The organism is Pseudomonas idahonensis (assembly GCF_037903935.1).
In the GTDB taxonomy this organism is placed as follows: domain Bacteria; phylum Pseudomonadota; class Gammaproteobacteria; order Pseudomonadales; family Pseudomonadaceae; genus Aquipseudomonas; species Aquipseudomonas danubii.
This window is the reverse complement of the sequence record NZ_CP149586.1, coordinates 6241962-6261110: the sequence shown is the minus strand read 5'-3', so window position 1 is coordinate 6261110 and position 19149 is coordinate 6241962. Positions and strand designations below refer to the sequence as shown.

Below are 19149 nucleotides of genomic sequence, written 5' to 3'. Positions count from 1 at the left end.
ACAACTCCCTATGTTGCATATCTTCTGTCCTCACTGCGGCGAGCTGCGCTCCGAAGAGGAATTCCACTCGTCCGGCCAGGCGCACATTCCCCGGCCGCTGGACCCCAACGCCTGCACCGACGAGGAGTGGGGCGACTACATGTTCTTCCGCGATAACCCTCGCGGCCTGCACCACGAGCTGTGGATCCACGCCGCCGGTTGCCGCCAGTACTTCAACGCCACCCGCGACACCGTGACCTACGAAATTCTTGAAACCTACAAGATTGGCACCAAACCGCAGTTCACCGCCAAGGCTGCTGGAGAGAAGGTATGAGCCAGACCAATCGCCTGTCCAACGGCGGGCGCATCGACCGCAACAAAGTCCTGACCTTCACCTTCAACGGCCAGACCTACAAGGGCTTCGAGGGCGACACCCTGGCCTCGGCCCTGTTGGCCAACGGCGTGGACATCATCGGTCGCAGCTTCAAGTATTCCCGGCCCCGGGGCATCTTCGCCGCGGGCTGCGAAGAGCCCAACGCGGTGCTGCAGATCGGCGCCACCGAAGCCACCCAGATCCCCAACGTGCGCGCCACTCAACAGGCGCTGTACCAGGGCCTGGTGGCCACCAGCACCAACGGCTGGCCCAGCGTCAACAACGACATGATGGGGATTCTCGGCAAGGTCGGCGGCAAGCTGATGCCGCCGGGCTTCTACTACAAAACCTTCATGTACCCGCAATCGTTCTGGATGACCTACGAGAAGTACATCCGCAAGGCAGCGGGCCTTGGCCGTTCGCCCACCGAGAACGATCCGGACACCTACGACAACATGAACCAGCACTGCGACGTGCTGATTGTCGGTGGCGGTCCTGCTGGTCTTGCAGCTGCGCTGGCCGCTGCCCGCAGTGGCGCCCGAGTGATCCTGGCCGATGAGCAGGAAGAATTCGGCGGCAGCCTGCTGGACAGCCGCGAAAGCCTGGACGGCAAGCCGGCGGTGGAGTGGGTGGCCAGTGTGGTCGCCGAGCTCAAGTCGCTGCCGGATGTATTGCTGCTGCCACGGGCCACGGTCAACGGCTACCACGACCATAACTTCCTGACCATTCACGAGCGTCTCACCGATCACCTCGGCGACCGCGCGCCGATTGGCCAGGTGCGCCAGCGTATCCACCGGGTCCGCGCCAAGCGCGTGGTGCTGGCCACCGGCGCCCACGAGCGGCCGCTGGTCTACGGCAACAACGACGTGCCCGGCAACATGCTGGCCGGTGCCGTCTCCACCTACGTGCGTCGCTACGGCGTGGCCCCGGGCAAGAAACTGCTGCTGTCCACCAACAACGACCACGCCTACCGCGTGGCCCTGGACTGGCTCGACGCCAGCCTGCAAGTGGTGGCCATCGCCGATGCGCGGCACAACCCCCGCGGCGCCCTGGTGGAAGAAGCCCGGGCCAAGGGTATTCGCATCCTCACTTCCAGTGCGGTGATCGAGGCCCGTGGCAGCAAGCACGTGACTGGCGCGCGCGTAGCGGCCATCGACGTCAAGGCGCACAAGGTCACCAGCCCCGGCGAATGGCTCGACTGCGACCTGATCGCCAGCTCCGGCGGCTACAGCCCGGTGGTGCACCTGGCTTCGCACCTGGGCGGCAAGCCGGTGTGGCGTGAAGACATCCTCGGTTTCGTGCCCGGTGAAGCACCGCAGAAACGCGTGTGTGTCGGTGGCATCAACGGCGTCTACAGCCTCGGCGACACCCTGGCCGACGGTTTCGAAGGTGGCGTGCGCGCCGCCAGCGAAGCCGGATTCCAGAGCGTGGAAGGCGTGTTGCCCAAAGCCCTGACCCGCCTGGAAGAGCCGACCCTGGCGCTGTTCCAGGTGCCCCATGAAAAAGGCACCGCGCGTGCGCCCAAGCAATTCGTCGACCTGCAGAACGACGTCACCGCCGCCGCCATCGAACTGGCGACCCGCGAGGGCTTCGAGTCGGTGGAGCACGTCAAGCGCTATACCGCGCTGGGCTTCGGCACCGACCAGGGCAAGCTGGGCAACGTCAACGGCCTGGCCATTGCCGCCCGTTCGCTGAACGTCAGCATCCCGCAGATGGGCACCACCATGTTCCGCCCGAACTACACGCCGATCACCTTCGGCGCCGTGGCCGGTCGTCACTGTGGGCACATCTTCGAGCCGGTGCGTTTCACCGCGCTGCATGCCTGGCATGTGAAGAACGGCGCCGAGTTCGAAGACGTCGGCCAGTGGAAGCGCCCTTGGTACTTCCCGAAAAACGGCGAAGACCTGCATGCCGCAGTCAAGCGTGAATGCCTGGCGGTGCGCGATAGCGTCGGCCTGCTGGATGCCTCGACCCTGGGCAAGATCGACATCCAGGGCCCGGACGCCCGGGAATTCCTCAACCGCATCTACACCAACGCCTGGACCAAGCTCGACGTGGGCAAGGCCCGCTACGGCCTGATGTGCAAGGAAGACGGCATGGTCTTCGACGACGGCGTCACCGCCTGTCTGGCCGACAACCACTTCCTGATGACCACCACCACCGGCGGCGCGGCCCGCGTGCTGCAGTGGCTGGAGATCTACCAGCAGACCGAATGGCCGGACCTCAAGGTGTACTTCACCTCGGTCACCGACCACTGGGCCACCATGACCCTGTCGGGCCCCAACAGCCGCAAGCTGCTGAGCGAAGTCACCGACATCGACCTGGACAAGGACGGCTTCCCGTTCATGACCTGGAAGGAAGGCCTGGTGGGCGGCGTGCCGGCGCGGGTGTTCCGTATCTCGTTCACTGGCGAGCTGTCCTACGAGGTCAACGTCCAGGCCGACTACGCCATGGGTGTGCTGGAGCAGATCGTCGAGGCTGGCAAGAAGTACAACCTGACCCCTTACGGCACCGAAACCATGCACGTGCTGCGGGCCGAGAAGGGTTTCATCATCGTCGGCCAGGACACCGACGGCTCGATGACCCCGGACGACCTGAACATGGGTTGGTGCGTGGGCCGGACCAAGCCGTTCTCGTGGATCGGCTGGCGCGGCATGAACCGTGAAGACTGCGTGCGCGAGCAACGCAAGCAACTGGTGGGCCTCAAGCCGATCGACCCGACCCAGTGGTTGCCGGAAGGCGCGCAACTGGTGTTCAACCCCAAGCAGGCGATTCCCATGAGCATGGTCGGTCACGTGACCTCCAGCTACGCCCACAACTCCCTGGGTTATTCCTTTGCCCTGGGTGTGGTCAAGGGCGGCCTCAAGCGCCTGGGCGAGCGGGTCTTCGCGCCCCTGGCCGATGGCCGGGTGATCGAGGCGGAAATCGTTTCCTCGGTGTTCTTCGACCCCAAGGGCGACCGCCAGAACATATGACATGAACCCGGGCACGCACCCTGTAGCCACTGCCGCAGGCTGCGCCAAGGTCCGCAGGACCTGCCCGGGATGCAAAACCTTGCGCCCGGTTCCCAAGCGACCGCAGCCCCTGGCAGCGGCAACCGGAACCGGACCACAGAATAAAGGACAGGTGCTCCATGACCGCAGTCAACGTTTACCAACAGCGCCCCACCACCGGGGCCAAGGCCGAGTCGTCTTTGCACCACGCCGACCTGCCGAGCCTGGTGGGCAAGGGCCGCAAGAACGCCGGTGTGATCCTGCGCGAGAAAAAACTCCTCGGTCACCTGACGATCCGTGGCGACGGCCACGATCCGGCCTTCGCCGCCGGCGTGCACAAGGCCCTGGGCATCGAATTGCCGGGTGCCCTGAGCGTGGTGGTCAAGGGTGAAACCAGCCTGCAATGGCTGGGCCCGGATGAGTGGCTGCTGATCGTGCCCAGCGGCGAAGAGTTCGCCGCCGAGCAGAACCTGCGCGCCGCCCTGGGCGACCTGCATATCCAGATCGTCAACGTCAGCGGCGGCCAGCAGATCCTCGAACTGTCCGGCCCCAACGTGCGCCAGGTGCTGATGAAGTCCACCAGCTACGACGTGCACCCCAACAACTTCCCGGTGGGCAAGGCGGTGGGCACGGTGTTCGCCAAGTCGCAACTGGTGATCCGCCGTACCGGCGAAGACACCTGGGAGTTGCTGGTGCGCCGCAGCTTCTCCGATTACTGGTGGATGTGGCTGCAGGATGCCGCCGCCGAATATGGCCTCAGCGTCCAGGCCTGAACCCTAACCCTGTGGCCGCTGCCGCGGGCTGCGACAAGGCTCGAAGAGCCGCCCCCTGCGGGGCCGAGCGCAGCCTTCGGCAGCGGCTACAGTGCTTTCGTCAACAGGAGCCCATCTGATGAGCCGCGCCCCCGATACATGGATTCTCACCGCCGACTGCCCCAGCGTGCTCGGCACGGTGGACGCGGTGACCCGCTTTCTGTTCGAGCAGGGTTGCTACGTCACCGAGCACCACTCCTTCGATGACCGACTCTCGGGCCGCTTTTTCATTCGCGTGGAATTTCGCCAGCCCGACGGCCTCGACGAACAGGGCTTTCGTCAGGGGCTGGCCGAGCGCGCCAAAGCCTTCGAGATGAACTTCGAGCTGACCGCGCCGCACTACCGGCCGAAGGTGGTGATCATGGTCTCCAAGGCCGACCACTGCCTCAACGACCTGCTCTACCGCCAGCGCATCGGCCAGTTGCCCATGGACGTGGTGGCGGTGGTGTCCAACCACCCGGACCTCAAGCCCCTGGCCGACTGGCACCAGATTCCCTACCACCACTTCCCCCTCGACCCCAATGACAAGCCGTCCCAGGAGCGTCAGGTGTGGCAGGTGATCGAGGAGTCCGGCGCCGAACTGGTGATCCTTGCCCGCTACATGCAAGTGCTGTCGCCGGAGCTGTGCCGCAAGCTCGATGGCAAGGCGATCAATATCCATCACTCGCTGCTGCCGGGCTTCAAGGGCGCCAAGCCTTATCACCAGGCTTACAACAAGGGCGTGAAACTGGTGGGGGCCACGGCGCACTACATCAACAACGACCTGGACGAAGGCCCGATCATCGCCCAGGGCGTGGAAGTGGTGGACCACAGTTACTACCCCGAAGACCTGATCGCCAAGGGGCGTGACATTGAAGGCCTGACCCTGGCTCGGGCGGTGGGTTATCACATCGAACGGCGGGTGTTCTTGAACGGCAACCGCACGGTAGTGCTCTGATGATTCTTGGGGCTGCTGCGCAGCCCTTCGCGAGCAAGCTCGCTCCTACGGGAGTCACGCCGTGTGGGAGCGAGCTTGCTCGCGAAAGCGATTTTGAAAACGAAACAGCATCCGTACCCGAGCAATCCACGTGTTTCCCCCTTTGGGTCACACGGTTCCATAACAACAACAGCGAGGTGAAAGCATGTCTGGTAATCGTGGTGTCGTGTATCTGGGCAGCGGCAAGGTCGAGGTACAGAAAATCGACTATCCAAAAATGCAGGACCCGCGCGGCAGGAAGATCGAGCACGGCGTCATCCTGCGCGTAGTCTCCACCAACATCTGCGGTTCGGACCAACACATGGTCCGTGGCCGTACCACCGCCCAGGTCGGCCTGGTCCTGGGTCATGAAATCACTGGCGAAGTCATCGAGAAGGGCAGCGACGTCGAGAACCTGAAGATCGGTGATCTGGTGTCGGTGCCGTTCAACGTGGCGTGCGGGCGCTGCCGTTCCTGCAAGGAGCAACACACCGGGGTCTGCCTGACCGTCAACCCGGCCCGCGCCGGTGGCGCCTACGGCTACGTCGACATGGGCGACTGGACCGGCGGCCAGGCCGAGTACGTGCTGGTGCCTTACGCCGACTTCAACCTGCTGAAACTGCCGGATCGCGACAAGGCCATGGAGAAGATCCGCGACCTGACCTGCCTCTCCGACATCCTGCCCACCGGTTATCACGGCGCGGTGACTGCCGGCGTTGGCCCGGGCAGCAGCGTTTATGTGGCCGGGGCCGGCCCGGTCGGCCTGGCCGCCGCTGCGTCTGCGCGCCTGCTGGGGGCGGCGGTGGTGATCGTCGGCGACGTCAACCCGGTGCGCCTGGCCCACGCCAAGGCCCAGGGTTTTGAAATTGCCGACCTGTCCAAGGACACCCCGCTGCACGAACAGATCGCCGCCCTGCTGGGCGAGCCGGAAGTCGACTGCGCGGTGGACGCCGTGGGCTTCGAAGCCCGGGGCCACGGCCATGCCGGTGCCCAGCACGAAGCCCCGGCCACCGTGCTCAACTCGCTGATGGGCGTGGTACGGGTGGCGGGCAAGATCGGCATTCCCGGTCTGTACGTCACCGAAGACCCGGGCGCGGTGGACGCCGCGGCGAAGATGGGCAGCCTGAGCATCCGCTTCGGCCTGGGCTGGGCCAAGTCCCACAGCTTCCACACCGGCCAGACCCCGGTGATGAAATACAACCGCCAACTGATGCAGGCCATCATGTGGGACCGCATCAACATCGCCGAAGTGGTGGGCGTGCAAGTCATCAGCCTTGACGATGCCCCGCGCGGCTATGGCGAGTTCGACGCCGGCGTGCCGAAGAAATTCGTCATCGACCCGCACAAGCTGTTCAGCGCTGCCTGAGGACCGTCAGCCTTTGGGTTGAAGCCTGTCAGTCACTTAAAACGCCGCCTTCTCTTACCGAGAACGCGGCGTTTTTTCTTCTGGGGTGAGGGCACTTTCAATCAGGCGATCAGTGTGGCGCGCAAGCGCCGCCCCAGCACATCCATCAGGTCGCAGCCATCGCGCAGGGGAATGGCGCAGAGCTGGGCCAGCTCCTGGGCCAGTACAGGGTCCTTGCCCAGCGCATCGCTCAAGGCCAGTTGCTCCAGCACCTGGGTCACGGCGCGGATACGGAAGGCGGCGGCTTCATGGAGCACATCCAGCGGCGCCTGAGTGTCGATCAGTAGGGAGGGGATATTGCAGTCTTGCCCGGTGATGGGCATGTAGCGGTCCATAAGTAAATCTCCGTAATGAGTAAGAGATGCTTCTGACCGTAGTTCGTCGGGTCGCCAAACCCGGTCGCTATTTGAGCGACCGGCGGACTATAAGCCGCCGGTGCGTGAGGCAGCAAGGCGCTGGGGGGTGGATGTCTTGCAGGAGGTTTCGTCCGCTGTGGCGTCGTTGAACGTGCACGAGGTCCTATTTACGAGTCCGGTCCACTGAAATCGGTTGACCGCAAAGAGTCGACCTCGCAGAATGGAAAAACGTAGCCACAATGTAGCTACAAATAACTAATAGAGGTGATACCTTGGCTGCATTACTGAAAACCACTGACGTGCGTTGCCGCATAGACGAGGATTTGAAGGTCAGTGCCACCGCTGTGCTCAATGCCTGTGGGCTGAGCCTGAGCGATGCCATGCGTCTTTTCCTGCGTCAGGTTGTGGCCGTGCAGGGACTGCCTTTCGAAGTGCGTGTCCCATCGGAGAAAACCGCTCGTGCGATGGCGCAGGCGCGTGAGATTCGTCGTCAGTACGACTCGATTGACGACATGTTGAGGGATGCTGATGGCGAAGCCGGAGAGGAACCCAAAGCGCGCTGACCTGCCCAGGCAATGCGCACAAACGCCGGAGTTTAAAAAGTCCTGGGAGCGCTATCGGCGTGCAGGGCGTCGTGACATGCACGAAGTGCGCAAGGTCATGGTGCTGCTGTTCCTGGGGGAGCCGCTACCGGCGCAGTATCTCGATCATGCGCTGAAGGGGGAGTGGGACGGTTTCAGGGAGTGTCATATCGGTGGCGATTTTCTGCTGATTTATGACGTGGCCCGAGCCGGTCTTGTGACCTTTGTCGATCTGGGCAGCCATGCCGAATTGTTCAGATAGCCTCATGCAGATTCACAAACCCGTCTATTGGCGGGTTTGTGTTGCCCGCCAATCAAGCCTGATCAATAGCCTCTGCCCGGGTAGTCGAACCAGTGTTCGCCACTCAGGATTTCCTTTATGTCGGTCTCGGCCAGGATGCCTGGCGCATCCCGCTGGAAGCGTGAGCGCCACTGGGGCAGCCACCAGTAGTTCAGCGCCGTGCCTCTTGGTATCAGCACCAGGGTCAGGACGGGGCGGTCCATGGCCCCGCGCTGATACAACTGGTGGCTGCGGTCCATGAGGTCCAGGTAGTAGTCGAGGGGCAGGGACAGCATCAGGGCCGTGGTATGCACCTTTTCCGTCTGGGTTCGCTGTGGGTCCTGCAGCAGGTTCAGGGCTTCGCAGTAGTAACGCTCGGGTTGGCGGGCGAACGCCTGGGCCTCGGCAACGCCAAGAATGCCCAAGGCACTGCCGTCGTCGCGCCAGTCGGCTCCCTGGCGATCGCTGAAGTGCTGGCGGATGAAACCGGTCAGGGGGCCCGGGGCTGTGTCGGCGCATTGGCTGCTATCAACCGGGGTGCCGATTCGCCAGAGCAAGACGGCGATTGCCAGGGCCAGCAGAAGACCGCTGTAGAGCGCAGCTTTCATAAGAGTCCGTTCTGTTGATGGCGCCAGGCAAGGCGGGGGCTTGCATGGCAGGCAAGGGCCTGCCTGCAAGGATGCGACGGGGGGCCTGGGCGCGGAGTTTACCCTGACGACGTTCGCGGGCAAGCCCGTTCCTGCGGCAGCAGGTGCCTGTTACAGCGCCGCCAGTTGCCCCTGGTACAACACCGGCCCGGTGGGTTGCCCAGTAGGTGAGCCGCCGTGGGGTTCCAGGCTCACGGCCAGGGCGATCGGGGTGCCCAGCAGTTCGCGTTGGGCCGGGCTCAGGTTGATCTTGCCTTGGCCGCCTACCGGCACCACGCCGAGGGAAATCGGTTTGCCGTCGGCAGGGATCGCCCAGAGTTCCAGGCTGCGGTCCAGGCCAACAGCCGCCAGGGTCAGGGGTTCGACTTGCAGGTACTGGGCATGGGCCTTGATCCGCAGGGCCGGTTGCTGGTCGGCGCTGAGCAGGGTGGCGCTGTAGCGCACCTGATCGCTCTGCTGGATAAAGCCGATGTACAGGGTCGCCAGCACGGCGCAGGCGGCGAGCGCCAGACGCAGGCGCATCCACAGCGGGTTCTTCTGCGGTACGTGCAGCACTTGCGGTTCGATGCGTGCCTGGATGCCCGCCCAGACCCGTTCCGGCACCGCGGCTTCAGGCAGGGCTTCGGTCAGGCTGGCGAGGCTTTCCTGCCACTGCGCCAGTTCTTCGCGCAGCGCCGGGTCGTCCAGCAGGAGCATTTCGAAGCGCCGGCGGGCGGCGCCCTGCATCAGGCCGATGGCGTAGTCGGCGGCCAGGGCGCGGCGGCGTTCTGGGGTTCGATAGTTCATGATTCAAGGCACCGGCGCAGGCGTTCCATGCCCCGACGAATCCAGGATTTGACCGAGCCCAGGGGCGCGGCCAGGTGTTCGGCCAGCTCCGAGCAGGACAGGCCCTGGAAGTAGGCCACGGTGATGGACTGGCGCTGCATGCCGTCGAGGCTTTCCAGGCAGCGGTTCAGGGCCCGGGCGGCGCGGGCGCTGTCCAGTTGGTCGTGGGCCGAAGGGCTTTGATCCTCCAGCTGTTGTTCTTCGAGTTCGCCCAGGGGCCGTTCGCGGTGTTTGCGCAACTGGTCGATGGCCTGGTTGCGGGTGATGTTGACCATCCAGGTCAGGGGCGCGGACAGGTGCGGCTGGTAGCGTACGGCGTTGTTCCAGATGCGCACGAAGCTTTCCTGCAGCACCTCTTCGGCCAGATCGCGGCGGCCCATGAAGCGCAGGGCGACGCCGTGCAGGCGTGGCGCAACACTGCGATAGAGGGTTTCGAAGGCCCGGCGGTCGCCCAGTGAACACTGGGCCAGCAGGTGTCGCAGTTGATCGGTGTCGAGGCTCGAGATGGCGGTTCTCCTGGCAGGAACTGGGGCAAGGGGCAACGACAGGCGCCGACTGACGCAGCCAAAGATTAGTCCAGGGGGGGCGGTTGTTCCATTCACGTCTTGCTGCCTCGCGCCGGGGGGCTGGGGTTGGCGCTTGTGGACGATATACGCAGCAGCAACGGGCCTGGATGCAGCCGCCGGACGGCAGGGCGGGCGTCGGAACATTCAGTGTCGGGCTCAGTCAAAACACTGCTTTCCCGCCGCCCGAATCCGGGTGGTTTCTCGCCCCATGAGGTTGTTTCGATGAATATTCCACGCGGTTTCGCCCTGGCTACCCTGATGACCCTGGCAGCCGGTTCGGCTCTGGCCGGCGGTTTCAGCCTGAACGATGCGGCCAACGCCATTGCCGGCATGCAAGGCGGCGACAAGGCTGCCGCCGCCGCGCCGACTTCCCAGACCGCCGGCCTGCTGGGCACGCTGGCACAACTCAATGTCACCCCCGAGCAAGCCATCGGCGGCACTGGCGCCATGCTCGGCCTGGCGAAAAATCAACTAAGCAGTTCGGACTATTCGCAACTGAGCCAAAGCGTCCCGGGCCTGGACCAACTGTCGGGCAGCAACGCCCTGGGCAGCCTGGGCGCCTTGGGTGGCCTGCTTGGCCAGTCTTCCGGCAAGAGCGCCGGCCTGGACAGCGCCCTGGGCAACGTCAAGGACACCAATGACTTGAACAACGCCTTTGGCGCCCTGGGCATGGACAGCGGCATGATCGGCCAGTTTGCTCCGCTGATCCTGCAGTACCTGGGCCAGCAGGGCGTTGGCGGTTCCCTGCTGCAAAGCCTGAGCGGCATCTGGGGCGTGCCCAAGTAACCTCCTGTGGCCCCGGCGCCGAGTGCGTCGGGGCTTGCCTTGAGGGTTGAAACAGTCGTCTTTACCTTTCCTGGAGTTTTCGCCGAATCGGGCCTGTGCTATATCTCGCGCCCCGTTTTCCAAGGAAGCTTGAACGCGATGTTCATGGATGCACTGAAGATGTCTTTGCCCGCCGATGCGGTGCTCGGTTTCATGCTCTACATGCTGGGCGCTGCCCTGGTGTTTGCCCTCTACGCGTTCATCTACACGCGCCTGACCCCCTATAACGAATTCGCCCTGATCCGCCAGGGCAACAGTGCCGCTTCCATCGCCCTGTCCGGCGCCTTGCTGGGCTTTGCCATTCCGGTGGCCAGCGCGATTTCCCATTCCATTTCGATCATCGACTTCCTGCTCTGGGCCGGCATCGCCGCGGTGGTGCAATTGCTCACGTTCCTGGTGGTCAGCCTGATCCTCAAGGGCCTGTCCCAGCGCATCGCCAACCAGGAACATTCCGCGGCGATCCTGGTGGCTTCGGTGTCTGTCGGTGTTGGCCTGCTGAATGCGGCCTGCATGACGCCATCGGTCTGAGGGCGCCGGCATGAAACGCAGTAAAAGCGTGCGCCTGGTGCTGCTGGGCAGTGTGCCATTCGCCCTGGCCGCCTGTGATGGCCAGCCCCAGGCGACCCGGGAGATCCGCCAAACCCAGAACTTCACTAGCCTGAGTGAATGCGAGCGGGCACAGATTCCGTCGGCGATCTGCAAGGCGGCTCGGGCTGATGCCAGCGAGCGTGGAGAGAGCGTGGCCCCGCGTTACCTGGATCTGCAGCGCTGTGAGGAGGAGTTCTTCACGGGCAAATGCATGGTCTCCCGGGACAATCGTGCCTACGTGCCGCTTTCCAGCGGCTTTGCCCTGACCACTCAGCGCACGGTGCCGGTCGAGTCCGAGGAAGAACAGCAACAGAGCAGCTCCAGCACTAGCAGTTCGGGCAGTGGTGGTGGTGGTGGTGGTGGTGGCCGCAGCAGCAACTCCTCCAGCACCGGTTCCAGCTTCTGGCGCTGGATCGGCCTGGACTCGACCCCGGAGCCGCGCTATTTCAGCGAGCCCCTGTATCAGGAACGCGACGGTCGCGGCGGTACGCGACTGAGCACCCTCAGCCAGCAGGTGGCGGCCGGCAAGACCTTCTCCGGCGCCAACGGTGGACGCTTCGGCATTTCCAGCCCAGACCACTTCACCAGCGCCGGCAACTCCCTGGCCGGTGCCCATGAAGTGGTCAGCCGTGGCGGCTTCGGTTCCTCCAGCCACAGCAGTTGGAGCTTCGGTTCTTGAAGCGCATCCTCTGCACCCCGCGCGCGGACTGGAAGGCAACGGCGGAACAACTGGGTTTCGCTTTCCACACCTTCGACGGCGAGCCTTACTGGGACGAGTCGGCCTACTACCGCTTCAGCCTGCGGCAGATCGAGGACGACCTGGAAGACCCAACCCAGGAACTGCACGAGCTGTGCATGGCCCTGGTGGCCGAAGTGGTGGACAGCGAAGCCTTGCTGGAGCGCCTGGCGATCCCTGCGGCCTTTCACGAATTGATCCGCCAATCGTGGAAGCAGGGCGAGCCCCATCTCTATGGACGCATGGACCTGTGCTACGACGGCAGCGGCCCGGCCAAGCTCCTGGAGACCAACTACGACACGCCGACCTCGCTGTATGAGGCGAGCTTCTTCCAGTACGTCTGGCTTGAGCAGCAGATGCAGCGCGGACAACTGCCGGCGGGCTGCGATCAGTTCAACAGCATCGAAGACAAACTGCTCCAGGCCTTTGTCCAGGGCGGCTTCAAGTCGCCGATGCACTTTGCCTCGGTCCGGGATTCGCTGGAGGATCGCGGCACGGTCGAATACCTGCGCGACATCGCCCGCCAGGCCGGCCTGGGTACGCGGCTGATCAATATCGAGGATATCGGCTTGAATGCCGGCGGGCGTTTCGTCGACCTGCTGGGCACGCCCATTGAAAGCCTGTTCAAGCTCTACCCCTGGGAGCACTTGTTCAACGAAGCCTTTGGCCCGGCCATTGCCGGCAGCCGCACGCAGTTTGTCGAGCCGCCGTGGAAGGCGATCCTCTCCAACAAGGGCGCCATGGCCCTGCTCTGGGAGCGGCACGCGGGGCACCCGAACCTGCTGCCGTCGTTCATCGACGACGACCCCTGCGCCAGCCTGAATGCGGGCTGGGTGCGCAAGCCGTTCTTTTCCCGGGAAGGGGCCAATGTGGAAATCTGCACCGAGGGCGGTGAGCGCTTGATTGAAACCGGGCCCTACGGCGGCCCCTGTATCCGCCAGCAGTTTCAGCCGCTGCCGACCTTTGCCGGCAATCACACAGTGATCGGCAGTTGGGTGATCGGCGATCAGCCGGCGGGGATTGGCATTCGCGAGGACAACTCGCCGATCACCAAGGACAGCAGTCGTTTCCTGCCCCACGTGATCAGCGATTGATCAGCGGCGTTCGCTCAGCAGTTCGCTGATGCGCTGGTCCTTGTCGGTCCACAGCTGGTTGACCCAGTCCTGCACTTGCTGGCGGAACACCGGGTCGTTTTCGTAATCGCCGTGCCACAGCGCCGGGTCCAGCTCGCGGGTGCGGATGTCGATGATCACCTTGGGCACGCTGCCGCAGATCAGGTCCCAGAAGCCGGGAATGCGTTCTTGGGGATAGACCACGGTCACGTCCAGCACTGCGTCCAGCTGTTCGCCCAAGGCTGCGAGAACGAAGGCCACGCCGCCGGCCTTGGGCTTGAGCAGGTGCTGGAAGGGTGAGTTCTGTTGCTGGCGCTTGGCCTCGGTGAAACGGGTGCCCTCCAGGTAGTTGACCACGGTCACCGGCTGGCGCTTGAACAGCTCGCAGGCTGCCTTGGTGATCTCCAGGTCCTTGCCTTGCAGCTCCGGGTGCTTGGCCAGGAACGCCTTGCTGTAGCGCTTCATGAAGGGGTAGTCCAGAGCCCACCAGGCCAGACCGAGGAAGGGCACCCAGATCAGTTCCTTCTTGAGGAAGAACTTGAAGAACGGCGTGCGCCGGTTGAGGGTCTGGATCAGCGCCGGGATGTCGACCCAGGATTGGTGGTTGCTCACCACCAGGTAGGAGGTGTCGACTCGCAGGCCGTCGCCGCCGCGAATGTCCCAGCGGGTAGGGATGCACAGGGCGAAGATCAGCTTGTCGATTTCGGCCCAGGTCTCGGCGATCCACATCACCGCGGCCGAAGCGTAATCGCGCAGACGCCCGGGCAGGAGCAGCTTGAGCAGGGCAAACACCATCAGCGGGCCGAACAGCACCAGGGTGTTGAGCAGCAGGAGCAAGGTGACGAAACAGCCGGTGAGCAGGCGGCGCATAAGGCACTCTTTACAATCTTTTGGACGCGCCATGATAAGCAGCTTCGGTGGGCAGGCCAAATTCAAGTGTGCTGACGAATGTTTCACTTGGGAGTGGGTAGGGTGTTGTGCAGGCCGGGCCCCTTCGCCGGCAAGCCGGCTCCTGCGGGGCAGCGGTAGAACCAATTCGTTGGCCGCGGTCTAAAATCCCGCTGCCCCTCTCTTCAAGGAATCCACTGTCGTGAAATCTGTCCTTGCTCTTGTTTCTCTGTTGGCGCTGCCGGTGATGGCCGCCGAGCCGACGTTGTATGGCCGTTACGAATACATCCGCCTGCCGGAAATCGGCGAAACCCTGCAGGCCAAGATGGACACCGGGGCCCTGACCGCGTCGCTGTCGGCCAAGGATATCCAGACCTTTACCCGCGACGGCGAGGACTGGGTGCGCTTCCGCCTGGCCACCAAGGAGGCTGGCGGCAAGGTCTATGAACACAAGGTGGCGCGCATCAGCAAGATCAAGAGCCGCTCCGAGGAGGGCGATGAGGCCGAAGAACCGCAGTCGGCCAAGCGCCCGGTGGTGGAGCTGGAGATGTGCCTGGGCAACGTCAAGCGCACGGTGGAGGTCAACCTCACCGACCGCAGCAGCTTCAACTATCCGCTGCTGATCGGCGCCAAGGCCCTGCGGGAATTCGGCGCGGCGGTGAACCCGGCGCGGCGCTATACCGCCGACAAGCCCGACTGCTGATTGACGGGATACCAGGCATCCGGCACCGTTCGCCCACTGAATTTGCGCGCTTGGATGCCATGCCCCATATCCTGATTGTCGAAGACGAAGCGGCGATTGCCGACACCCTGATCTTTGCCCTGCAAGGCGAAGGTTTCACCACCACCTGGCTGAGCCTGGGGCGTGCGGCCCTGGACTATCAGCAGGCGACTCCGGCGGACCTGATCATCCTCGATATCGGCCTGCCGGATATCAGCGGCTTTGAAACCTGCAAGCAGCTGCGGCGCTTCAGCGAGGTGCCGGTGATGTTCCTCAGCGCCCGGGACGGTGAGATCGATCGGGTGGTGGGGCTGGAAATCGGCGCCGACGATTATGTGGTCAAGCCCTTCAGCCCCCGGGAAGTGGCGGCGCGGGTCAAGGCGATCCTCAAGCGCATGACGCCGCGCACCGCGCCCGAGGCGGCCCCGGCGCTGTTTGTCATCGACCCGGAGCGGGTGCAGATCAGCTACCGGGCCCAGCCCCTGAGCCTGACCCGGCATGAATTCCGCCTGCTGCAATGCCTGCTGGAACAGCCCGAGCGGGTGTTCAGCCGCGAGCAGTTGCTGGATGCCCTGGGGGTGGTGGCGGATGTGGGCTACGAGCGCAATATCGACAGCCACATCAAAAGCCTGCGGGCCAAGCTGCGCCTGGTGGCGGCCGAGGCCGAGCCGATCCAGACCCATCGCGGCCTGGGCTACAGCTACAGCCCGAGCCAAGCCTGATGACCTTGGGCATCCGCATCTTCCTGGTCTATTTGCTGTTCATCAGCCTGACCGGCTATTTCGTGCTGAGCACGGTGATGAAGGAGATCCGCCCCGGCGTGCGCCAGTCCACCGAGGAAACCCTGGTGGACACCGCCAACCTGCTGGCGGAGATACTGCGGGACGATTTCAAGGCCGGCACCCTCAGCGAGAACCGCTGGCCGCAGCTGCTGCGGGCCTACGGCGAGCGGCAACCGGCGGCGACCATCTGGGGCCTGCCGAAGAATCAGGTCAACCACCGTATCTACGTCACCGATGCCAAGGGCATCGTGGTCCTGGACTCCAGCGGCCTGGCGGTGGGCCAGGATTATTCGCGCTGGAACGACGTGTACCTGACCCTGCGCGGCCAATATGGCGCGCGTTCGTCGCGCTCGCTGGCCGACGATCCCAACTCCTCGGTGATGCACGTGGGCGCGCCGATCCGCGACAACGGCCAGATCATCGGTGTGGTTACCGTGGCCAAGCCCAACAGTTCCCTGCAGCCCTATGTCGACCGTACCGAACGCCGCCTGCTGTGGTACGGCGCCGGGCTGATCGCCATGGGCCTGTTGTTTGGTGCCTTGCTGTCCTGGTGGCTGAGCGCGGCGTTGCGGCGCATGACCGCCTACGCCCTGGCGGTCAGTGAAGGGCGCCGCGCCGAGCTGCCGCACTATCGCGGCGGCGAGCTGGAGCAACTGGCGACGGCGGTGGAACACATGCGCACCCAGCTCGAAGGCAAGGCCTATGTCGAGCGCTATGTGCACACCCTGACCCATGAACTCAAGAGCCCCCTGGCGGCGATTCGTGGGGCGGCGGAGTTGCTACAGAGCGAGATGCCCCTGGAGCAGCGCCAGCGTTTCGTCGGCAATATCGACAGTGAAAGCGCGCGCATGCAGCAGTTGATCGAGCGTCTGCTGAACCTGGCGCAAGTGGAGCAGCGCCAGGGCCTGGAAGAGCGGGTGAAGGTGCCCCTGGCACCGTTGTGCAAGGAGCTGCTGAACAGCCAGCACGGGCGTATCGAAGGCAAGCAACTGCAGGTGCAACTGCGGGTGCCGGCGGACCTGGCCTGGTCCGGCGAGCCGTTCCTGCTGCGCCAGGCCCTGGGCAACCTGCTGACCAACGCCCTGGACTTCAGCCCCGCAGGCGGCCTGCTGCGTTGCAGCGCGCAACCTGTGGAGGAGGGCGTGGAGCTGGTGCTGTTCAACCAGGGCGAGCCGATTCCGGACTATGCCCTGCCGCGCCTGTGCGAGCGTTTCTACTCGCTGCCGCGCCCGGACAGCGGGCGCAAGAGCACCGGCCTGGGGCTGAATTTCGTCGAAGAGGTGGTGCAACTGCATGGCGGCCAGATGCACATCGAAAACGTCCCGGGCGGGGTGCAGGTGACCTTGCGTCTGCCCTGAGCGGGGATTCTCCACAGAGTCTCCACATTGCCCCCATAAAACCCCCATGGCCGCGTTCCAGACTCTCTCCCATTCCAACTGGGAGAGCCTCATGAACCGTAACCTGACCTTCAAACTCGGGGCCATTGGCCTGTTGATCCTGCTGTTGCTGATACCGCTGCTGATGATCAGCGGCCTGATCAGCGAGCGCCAGAGCCTGCGCGACGGCGTGCTCGAGGATATCGCCCGCAGCTCCAGCACCCAGCAGCAGATCAGCGGCCCGGTGATGGTGGTGGACTACCGCAAGACCGTGCGCACCTGGAAAACCGACGACAAGACCAAGAAGCGCTACCAGGAAACCAGCGAGCAGCAGGGGCGGCTGTTTTTCCTGCCCGAGCATTTCGAGCTGGACAGCAAGGCCCAGACCGAGCTGCGCGCCCGGGGGATCTACGAGGCGCGGCTGTTCCACGCCGACAACCACCTCAGCGGCCATTTCGTCGTGCCCGAGCAGTACGGCATCAAGGAAGACTTTGCTGATTACCAGTTCGACCAGCCGTTCCTGGCGGTGGGCATCAGCGATATCCGCGGCATCGAAAACGCCCTGCAACTGCAGCTCAATGGCCAGACCCTGGACTTTGCCCCGGGCACTTTTGTCAGTTGGCTGGACGAAGGCGTGCACGTGCTGCTGCCGCCCCTGGATCTGAAGAAGAGCACCCGCCTGGACTTCGCCTTCGACCTGCGCCTGCAGGGTACCGGGCAACTGCAGGTGCTGCCGGTGGGCAAGACCAGCAAGGTGCTGCTGACGGCCAACTGGCCTCACCCAAGCTTTGTCGGCAACTACCTGCCGGTGCAGCGTGAAGTCACCGAGCAGGGCTTTTCGGCGCTCTGGCAGACCTCGTTCTTCTCCACCAACCTGGAACAGGCCATGGAGCGCTGCGCCTACAGCAGCCAATGCCAGGACTTCAACAGCCGCAGCTTTGGCGTGAGCTTCATCGACCCGGTGGACCAGTACCTGAAGAGCGACCGGGCGATCAAATACGCGCTGCTGTTCATCGGCCTGACCTTTGCCGGCTTCTTTCTCTTCGAGGTGCTCAAGAGCCTGTCGGTGCACCCGATCCAGTACGGCCTGGTGGGCGTGGCACTGGCGTTCTTCTACCTGTTGCTGCTGTCGCTGTCGGAGCACCTGGGTTTCGAACTGGCCTACGGCGTGTCGGCTGCGGCCTGTGTCGGCTTGATCGGTTTCTATGTCAGCCATGTGCTGCACAGCTGGCGTAACGGCGCAGTGTTCGCGCTCTCGCTGGCGGCCTTGTACGGCTTGCTGTATGGCCTGCTCAGCGCCGAGGACTATGCGCTGCTGATGGGCTCGCTGTTGCTGTTCGGCCTGCTGGGCGTGTTCATGGTGCTGACCCGCAAGCTGGACTGGTATGGCCTGGGCCAGCGCAAGGAACCGGCCCCCCTGCAGTTCGACCTGGAGGCCATCCATGAGTAAGTCACTGGGCTTGCGTGAGGACCAGCGTCAGCGCGAGCGCCTGACGCAGCGGATTGGCCAGTTGTTTCCACCGGAGGCGTGGTGGCGGGTGCGCCAGCAAGCTGCTCCCCGTGCTACAGGAGCCGGCTTGCCGGCGAACAGGGCCGAGCGCCTGACCGATTAGGCCGGCGGTCGGGTCTCGAGCATCGACGGTCGCTGACTGACCTCGAAGTACCAGGCCGCGAGCCCGGGTTGTTGCTGGCGCCACTCCAGGTCTGGATGGCGGAAGTCCAGGTAAGCCAGGGCACAGGCGACACTGATGGCGGCCACGTCGAAGTGGCTGGCCAGCTCGGCCAGCGCCTGCGCCTCAAGCACTGCCAGGGCCCGTCGGATCTTGTCGCGCTGGCCTTCGAGCCACGGCGCCCAGTGGTGTTCCGGTGGCCGCAGGGTCAGCTCGTAACGCACCAGCACTGCCGCCTCCAGGATCCCGTCGGCCAGGGCCGCCAGGGTCAGGCGCCGCCAGCGGGCCGAACCCTCTTGGGGAATCAGTGGGTTGCCGACATGTTGCTGGTCCAGGTACTCGAGGATCACCCGGCTGTCGTAGAGCACCTGGCCGTTGGCCAGGCGCAGGGCAGGAATCTTGCCCAGGGGGTTGTCCTGGTTCAGCGCGTTGTCCGGGTTTACCGGGGTCAGTTGGCAGGCTTGCAGGGCCACACGGTCGAGCTGCCCGGTTTCGTGCAGCAGCACCATGATTTTGCGTACGTAAGGTGATGCCCGGTTGTGGAACAGCGTCATGCTTGGGGTAGACATGAATATTCCTCGCGGTTGGGAACGGAGCACAGGCTCGCGGCCCGAGGATCTTAGCGCAGCCTGTGGCACTGGCCACAGGGGCGGCACAAGGGACAGACAAGGAGCGATGA

22 protein-coding genes are annotated in these 19149 nt (G+C 64.2%); 16 read left to right on the top strand and 6 right to left on the bottom strand.

Going from position 1 to position 19149, the window contains the following annotated elements:
• Nucleotides 1-10: 10 nt before the first annotated feature.
• The 5 genes from WIN67_RS28375 (at nucleotide 11) to fdhA (ending at nucleotide 6478) form a co-directional block, all read left to right on the top strand.
• Nucleotides 11-313, top strand: coding sequence for a sarcosine oxidase subunit delta (locus tag WIN67_RS28375; RefSeq protein WP_011063902.1), 303 nt, complete (start codon nucleotides 11-13; stop codon nucleotides 311-313).
• Complete coding sequence (locus WIN67_RS28370) at nucleotides 310-3327, top strand: sarcosine oxidase subunit alpha (protein WP_110594433.1); 3018 nt, start codon at nucleotides 310-312, stop codon at nucleotides 3325-3327. The genes WIN67_RS28375 and WIN67_RS28370 overlap by 4 nt, the downstream gene beginning before the upstream one ends.
• Nucleotides 3328-3485: 158 nt before the next feature.
• Entirely contained in the window at nucleotides 3486-4118 is a 633-nt protein-coding gene (locus tag WIN67_RS28365) for a sarcosine oxidase subunit gamma (protein ID WP_047306416.1), read from the top strand.
• Between the two features lie 118 nt (nucleotides 4119-4236).
• Nucleotides 4237-5094 (top strand): formyltetrahydrofolate deformylase, encoded by an 858-nt coding sequence (purU, locus tag WIN67_RS28360; protein ID WP_060841437.1) that lies wholly within the window; start codon nucleotides 4237-4239, stop codon nucleotides 5092-5094.
• Between the two features lie 184 nt (nucleotides 5095-5278).
• The gene (gene fdhA / locus WIN67_RS28355; RefSeq protein WP_047306414.1) at nucleotides 5279-6478 is read left to right on the top strand and encodes a formaldehyde dehydrogenase, glutathione-independent; all 1200 of its coding nucleotides are present in this window, start codon (nucleotides 5279-5281) and stop codon (nucleotides 6476-6478) included.
• 101 nt (nucleotides 6479-6579) lie between these two features.
• Here fdhA and WIN67_RS28350 read toward each other — a convergent pair whose 3' ends face one another.
• The gene (locus WIN67_RS28350) at nucleotides 6580-6852 is read right to left on the bottom strand and encodes a hypothetical protein (RefSeq protein ID WP_092309094.1); all 273 of its coding nucleotides are present in this window, start codon (nucleotides 6850-6852) and stop codon (nucleotides 6580-6582) included.
• A gap of 293 nt (nucleotides 6853-7145) precedes the next feature.
• On the opposite strand from WIN67_RS28350, the gene WIN67_RS28345 reads away from it, so the two are divergent.
• Nucleotides 7146-7436 (top strand): type II toxin-antitoxin system RelB/DinJ family antitoxin, encoded by a 291-nt coding sequence (locus WIN67_RS28345; RefSeq protein WP_102881082.1) that lies wholly within the window; start codon nucleotides 7146-7148, stop codon nucleotides 7434-7436.
• Complete coding sequence (locus tag WIN67_RS28340) at nucleotides 7396-7716, top strand: type II toxin-antitoxin system YafQ family toxin (protein WP_306766516.1); 321 nt, start codon at nucleotides 7396-7398, stop codon at nucleotides 7714-7716. Before WIN67_RS28345 ends, WIN67_RS28340 begins: the two co-directional genes overlap by 41 nt.
• 62 nt (nucleotides 7717-7778) lie before the next feature.
• Here WIN67_RS28340 and WIN67_RS28335 read toward each other — a convergent pair whose 3' ends face one another.
• The 3 genes from WIN67_RS28335 to WIN67_RS28325 form a co-directional block, all read right to left on the bottom strand.
• On the bottom strand, nucleotides 7779-8342 hold the full coding sequence (locus WIN67_RS28335) for a hypothetical protein (RefSeq protein ID WP_110594435.1): 564 nt from the start codon (nucleotides 8340-8342) through the stop codon (nucleotides 7779-7781).
• Between the two features lie 150 nt (nucleotides 8343-8492).
• Entirely contained in the window at nucleotides 8493-9167 is a 675-nt protein-coding gene (locus tag WIN67_RS28330; protein WP_110652386.1) for an anti-sigma factor, read from the bottom strand.
• Nucleotides 9164-9808 carry a sigma-70 family RNA polymerase sigma factor gene (locus WIN67_RS28325; RefSeq protein WP_102881080.1) on the bottom strand — a complete coding sequence of 215 codons (645 nt, stop codon included), beginning with the start codon at nucleotides 9806-9808 and terminating at the stop codon, nucleotides 9164-9166. The genes WIN67_RS28330 and WIN67_RS28325 overlap by 4 nt, the downstream gene beginning before the upstream one ends.
• Nucleotides 9809-9994: 186 nt before the next feature.
• Here WIN67_RS28325 and WIN67_RS28320 point away from each other — a divergent pair, with 186 nt between their 5' ends.
• From WIN67_RS28320 to WIN67_RS28305, 4 genes are all read left to right on the top strand, one after another.
• Nucleotides 9995-10558, top strand: coding sequence for a DUF2780 domain-containing protein (locus tag WIN67_RS28320; RefSeq protein WP_123389832.1), 564 nt, complete (start codon nucleotides 9995-9997; stop codon nucleotides 10556-10558).
• Between the two features lie 138 nt (nucleotides 10559-10696).
• Nucleotides 10697-11125, top strand: a complete 429-nt coding sequence (locus WIN67_RS28315; RefSeq protein ID WP_339070341.1) for a DUF350 domain-containing protein — start codon at nucleotides 10697-10699, stop codon at nucleotides 11123-11125.
• 10 nt (nucleotides 11126-11135) lie between these two features.
• On the top strand, nucleotides 11136-11864 hold the full coding sequence (locus tag WIN67_RS28310; RefSeq protein ID WP_339070340.1) for a DUF1190 domain-containing protein: 729 nt from the start codon (nucleotides 11136-11138) through the stop codon (nucleotides 11862-11864).
• Entirely contained in the window at nucleotides 11861-13015 is a 1155-nt protein-coding gene (locus WIN67_RS28305; protein WP_339070339.1) for a glutathionylspermidine synthase family protein, read from the top strand. The genes WIN67_RS28310 and WIN67_RS28305 overlap by 4 nt, the downstream gene beginning before the upstream one ends.
• Here WIN67_RS28305 and WIN67_RS28300 read toward each other — a convergent pair whose 3' ends face one another.
• Nucleotides 13016-13903 (bottom strand): acyltransferase, encoded by an 888-nt coding sequence (locus WIN67_RS28300; protein WP_268561751.1) that lies wholly within the window; start codon nucleotides 13901-13903, stop codon nucleotides 13016-13018.
• 220 nt (nucleotides 13904-14123) lie between these two features.
• Between WIN67_RS28300 and WIN67_RS28295 the strand changes: the two genes are divergently transcribed.
• The 5 genes from WIN67_RS28295 (at nucleotide 14124) to WIN67_RS28275 (ending at nucleotide 18413) form a co-directional block, all read left to right on the top strand.
• On the top strand, nucleotides 14124-14624 hold the full coding sequence (locus WIN67_RS28295; RefSeq protein WP_102881075.1) for an ATP-dependent zinc protease: 501 nt from the start codon (nucleotides 14124-14126) through the stop codon (nucleotides 14622-14624).
• A gap of 59 nt (nucleotides 14625-14683) precedes the next feature.
• Nucleotides 14684-15364, top strand: coding sequence for a two-component system response regulator CreB (creB, locus tag WIN67_RS28290; RefSeq protein ID WP_102881469.1), 681 nt, complete (start codon nucleotides 14684-14686; stop codon nucleotides 15362-15364).
• Nucleotides 15364-16782, top strand: coding sequence for a two-component system sensor histidine kinase CreC (creC, locus tag WIN67_RS28285; RefSeq protein WP_047306398.1), 1419 nt, complete (start codon nucleotides 15364-15366; stop codon nucleotides 16780-16782). Before creB ends, creC begins: the two co-directional genes overlap by 1 nt.
• Before the next feature lie 91 nt (nucleotides 16783-16873).
• Nucleotides 16874-18250, top strand: coding sequence for a cell envelope integrity protein CreD (gene creD / locus WIN67_RS28280; RefSeq protein WP_102881074.1), 1377 nt, complete (start codon nucleotides 16874-16876; stop codon nucleotides 18248-18250).
• A complete protein-coding gene (locus WIN67_RS28275) occupies nucleotides 18243-18413 on the top strand; it encodes a hypothetical protein (RefSeq protein ID WP_170002889.1) in 171 nt (56 codons plus the stop codon). The genes creD and WIN67_RS28275 overlap by 8 nt, the downstream gene beginning before the upstream one ends.
• On the opposite strand, the gene WIN67_RS28270 is transcribed toward WIN67_RS28275, so the two are convergent.
• Nucleotides 18410-19039 (bottom strand): glutathione S-transferase, encoded by a 630-nt coding sequence (locus tag WIN67_RS28270; protein ID WP_115581094.1) that lies wholly within the window; start codon nucleotides 19037-19039, stop codon nucleotides 18410-18412. The two genes, WIN67_RS28275 and WIN67_RS28270, sit on opposite strands and share 4 nt — an antisense overlap.
• Nucleotides 19040-19149 lie beyond the last annotated feature (110 nt).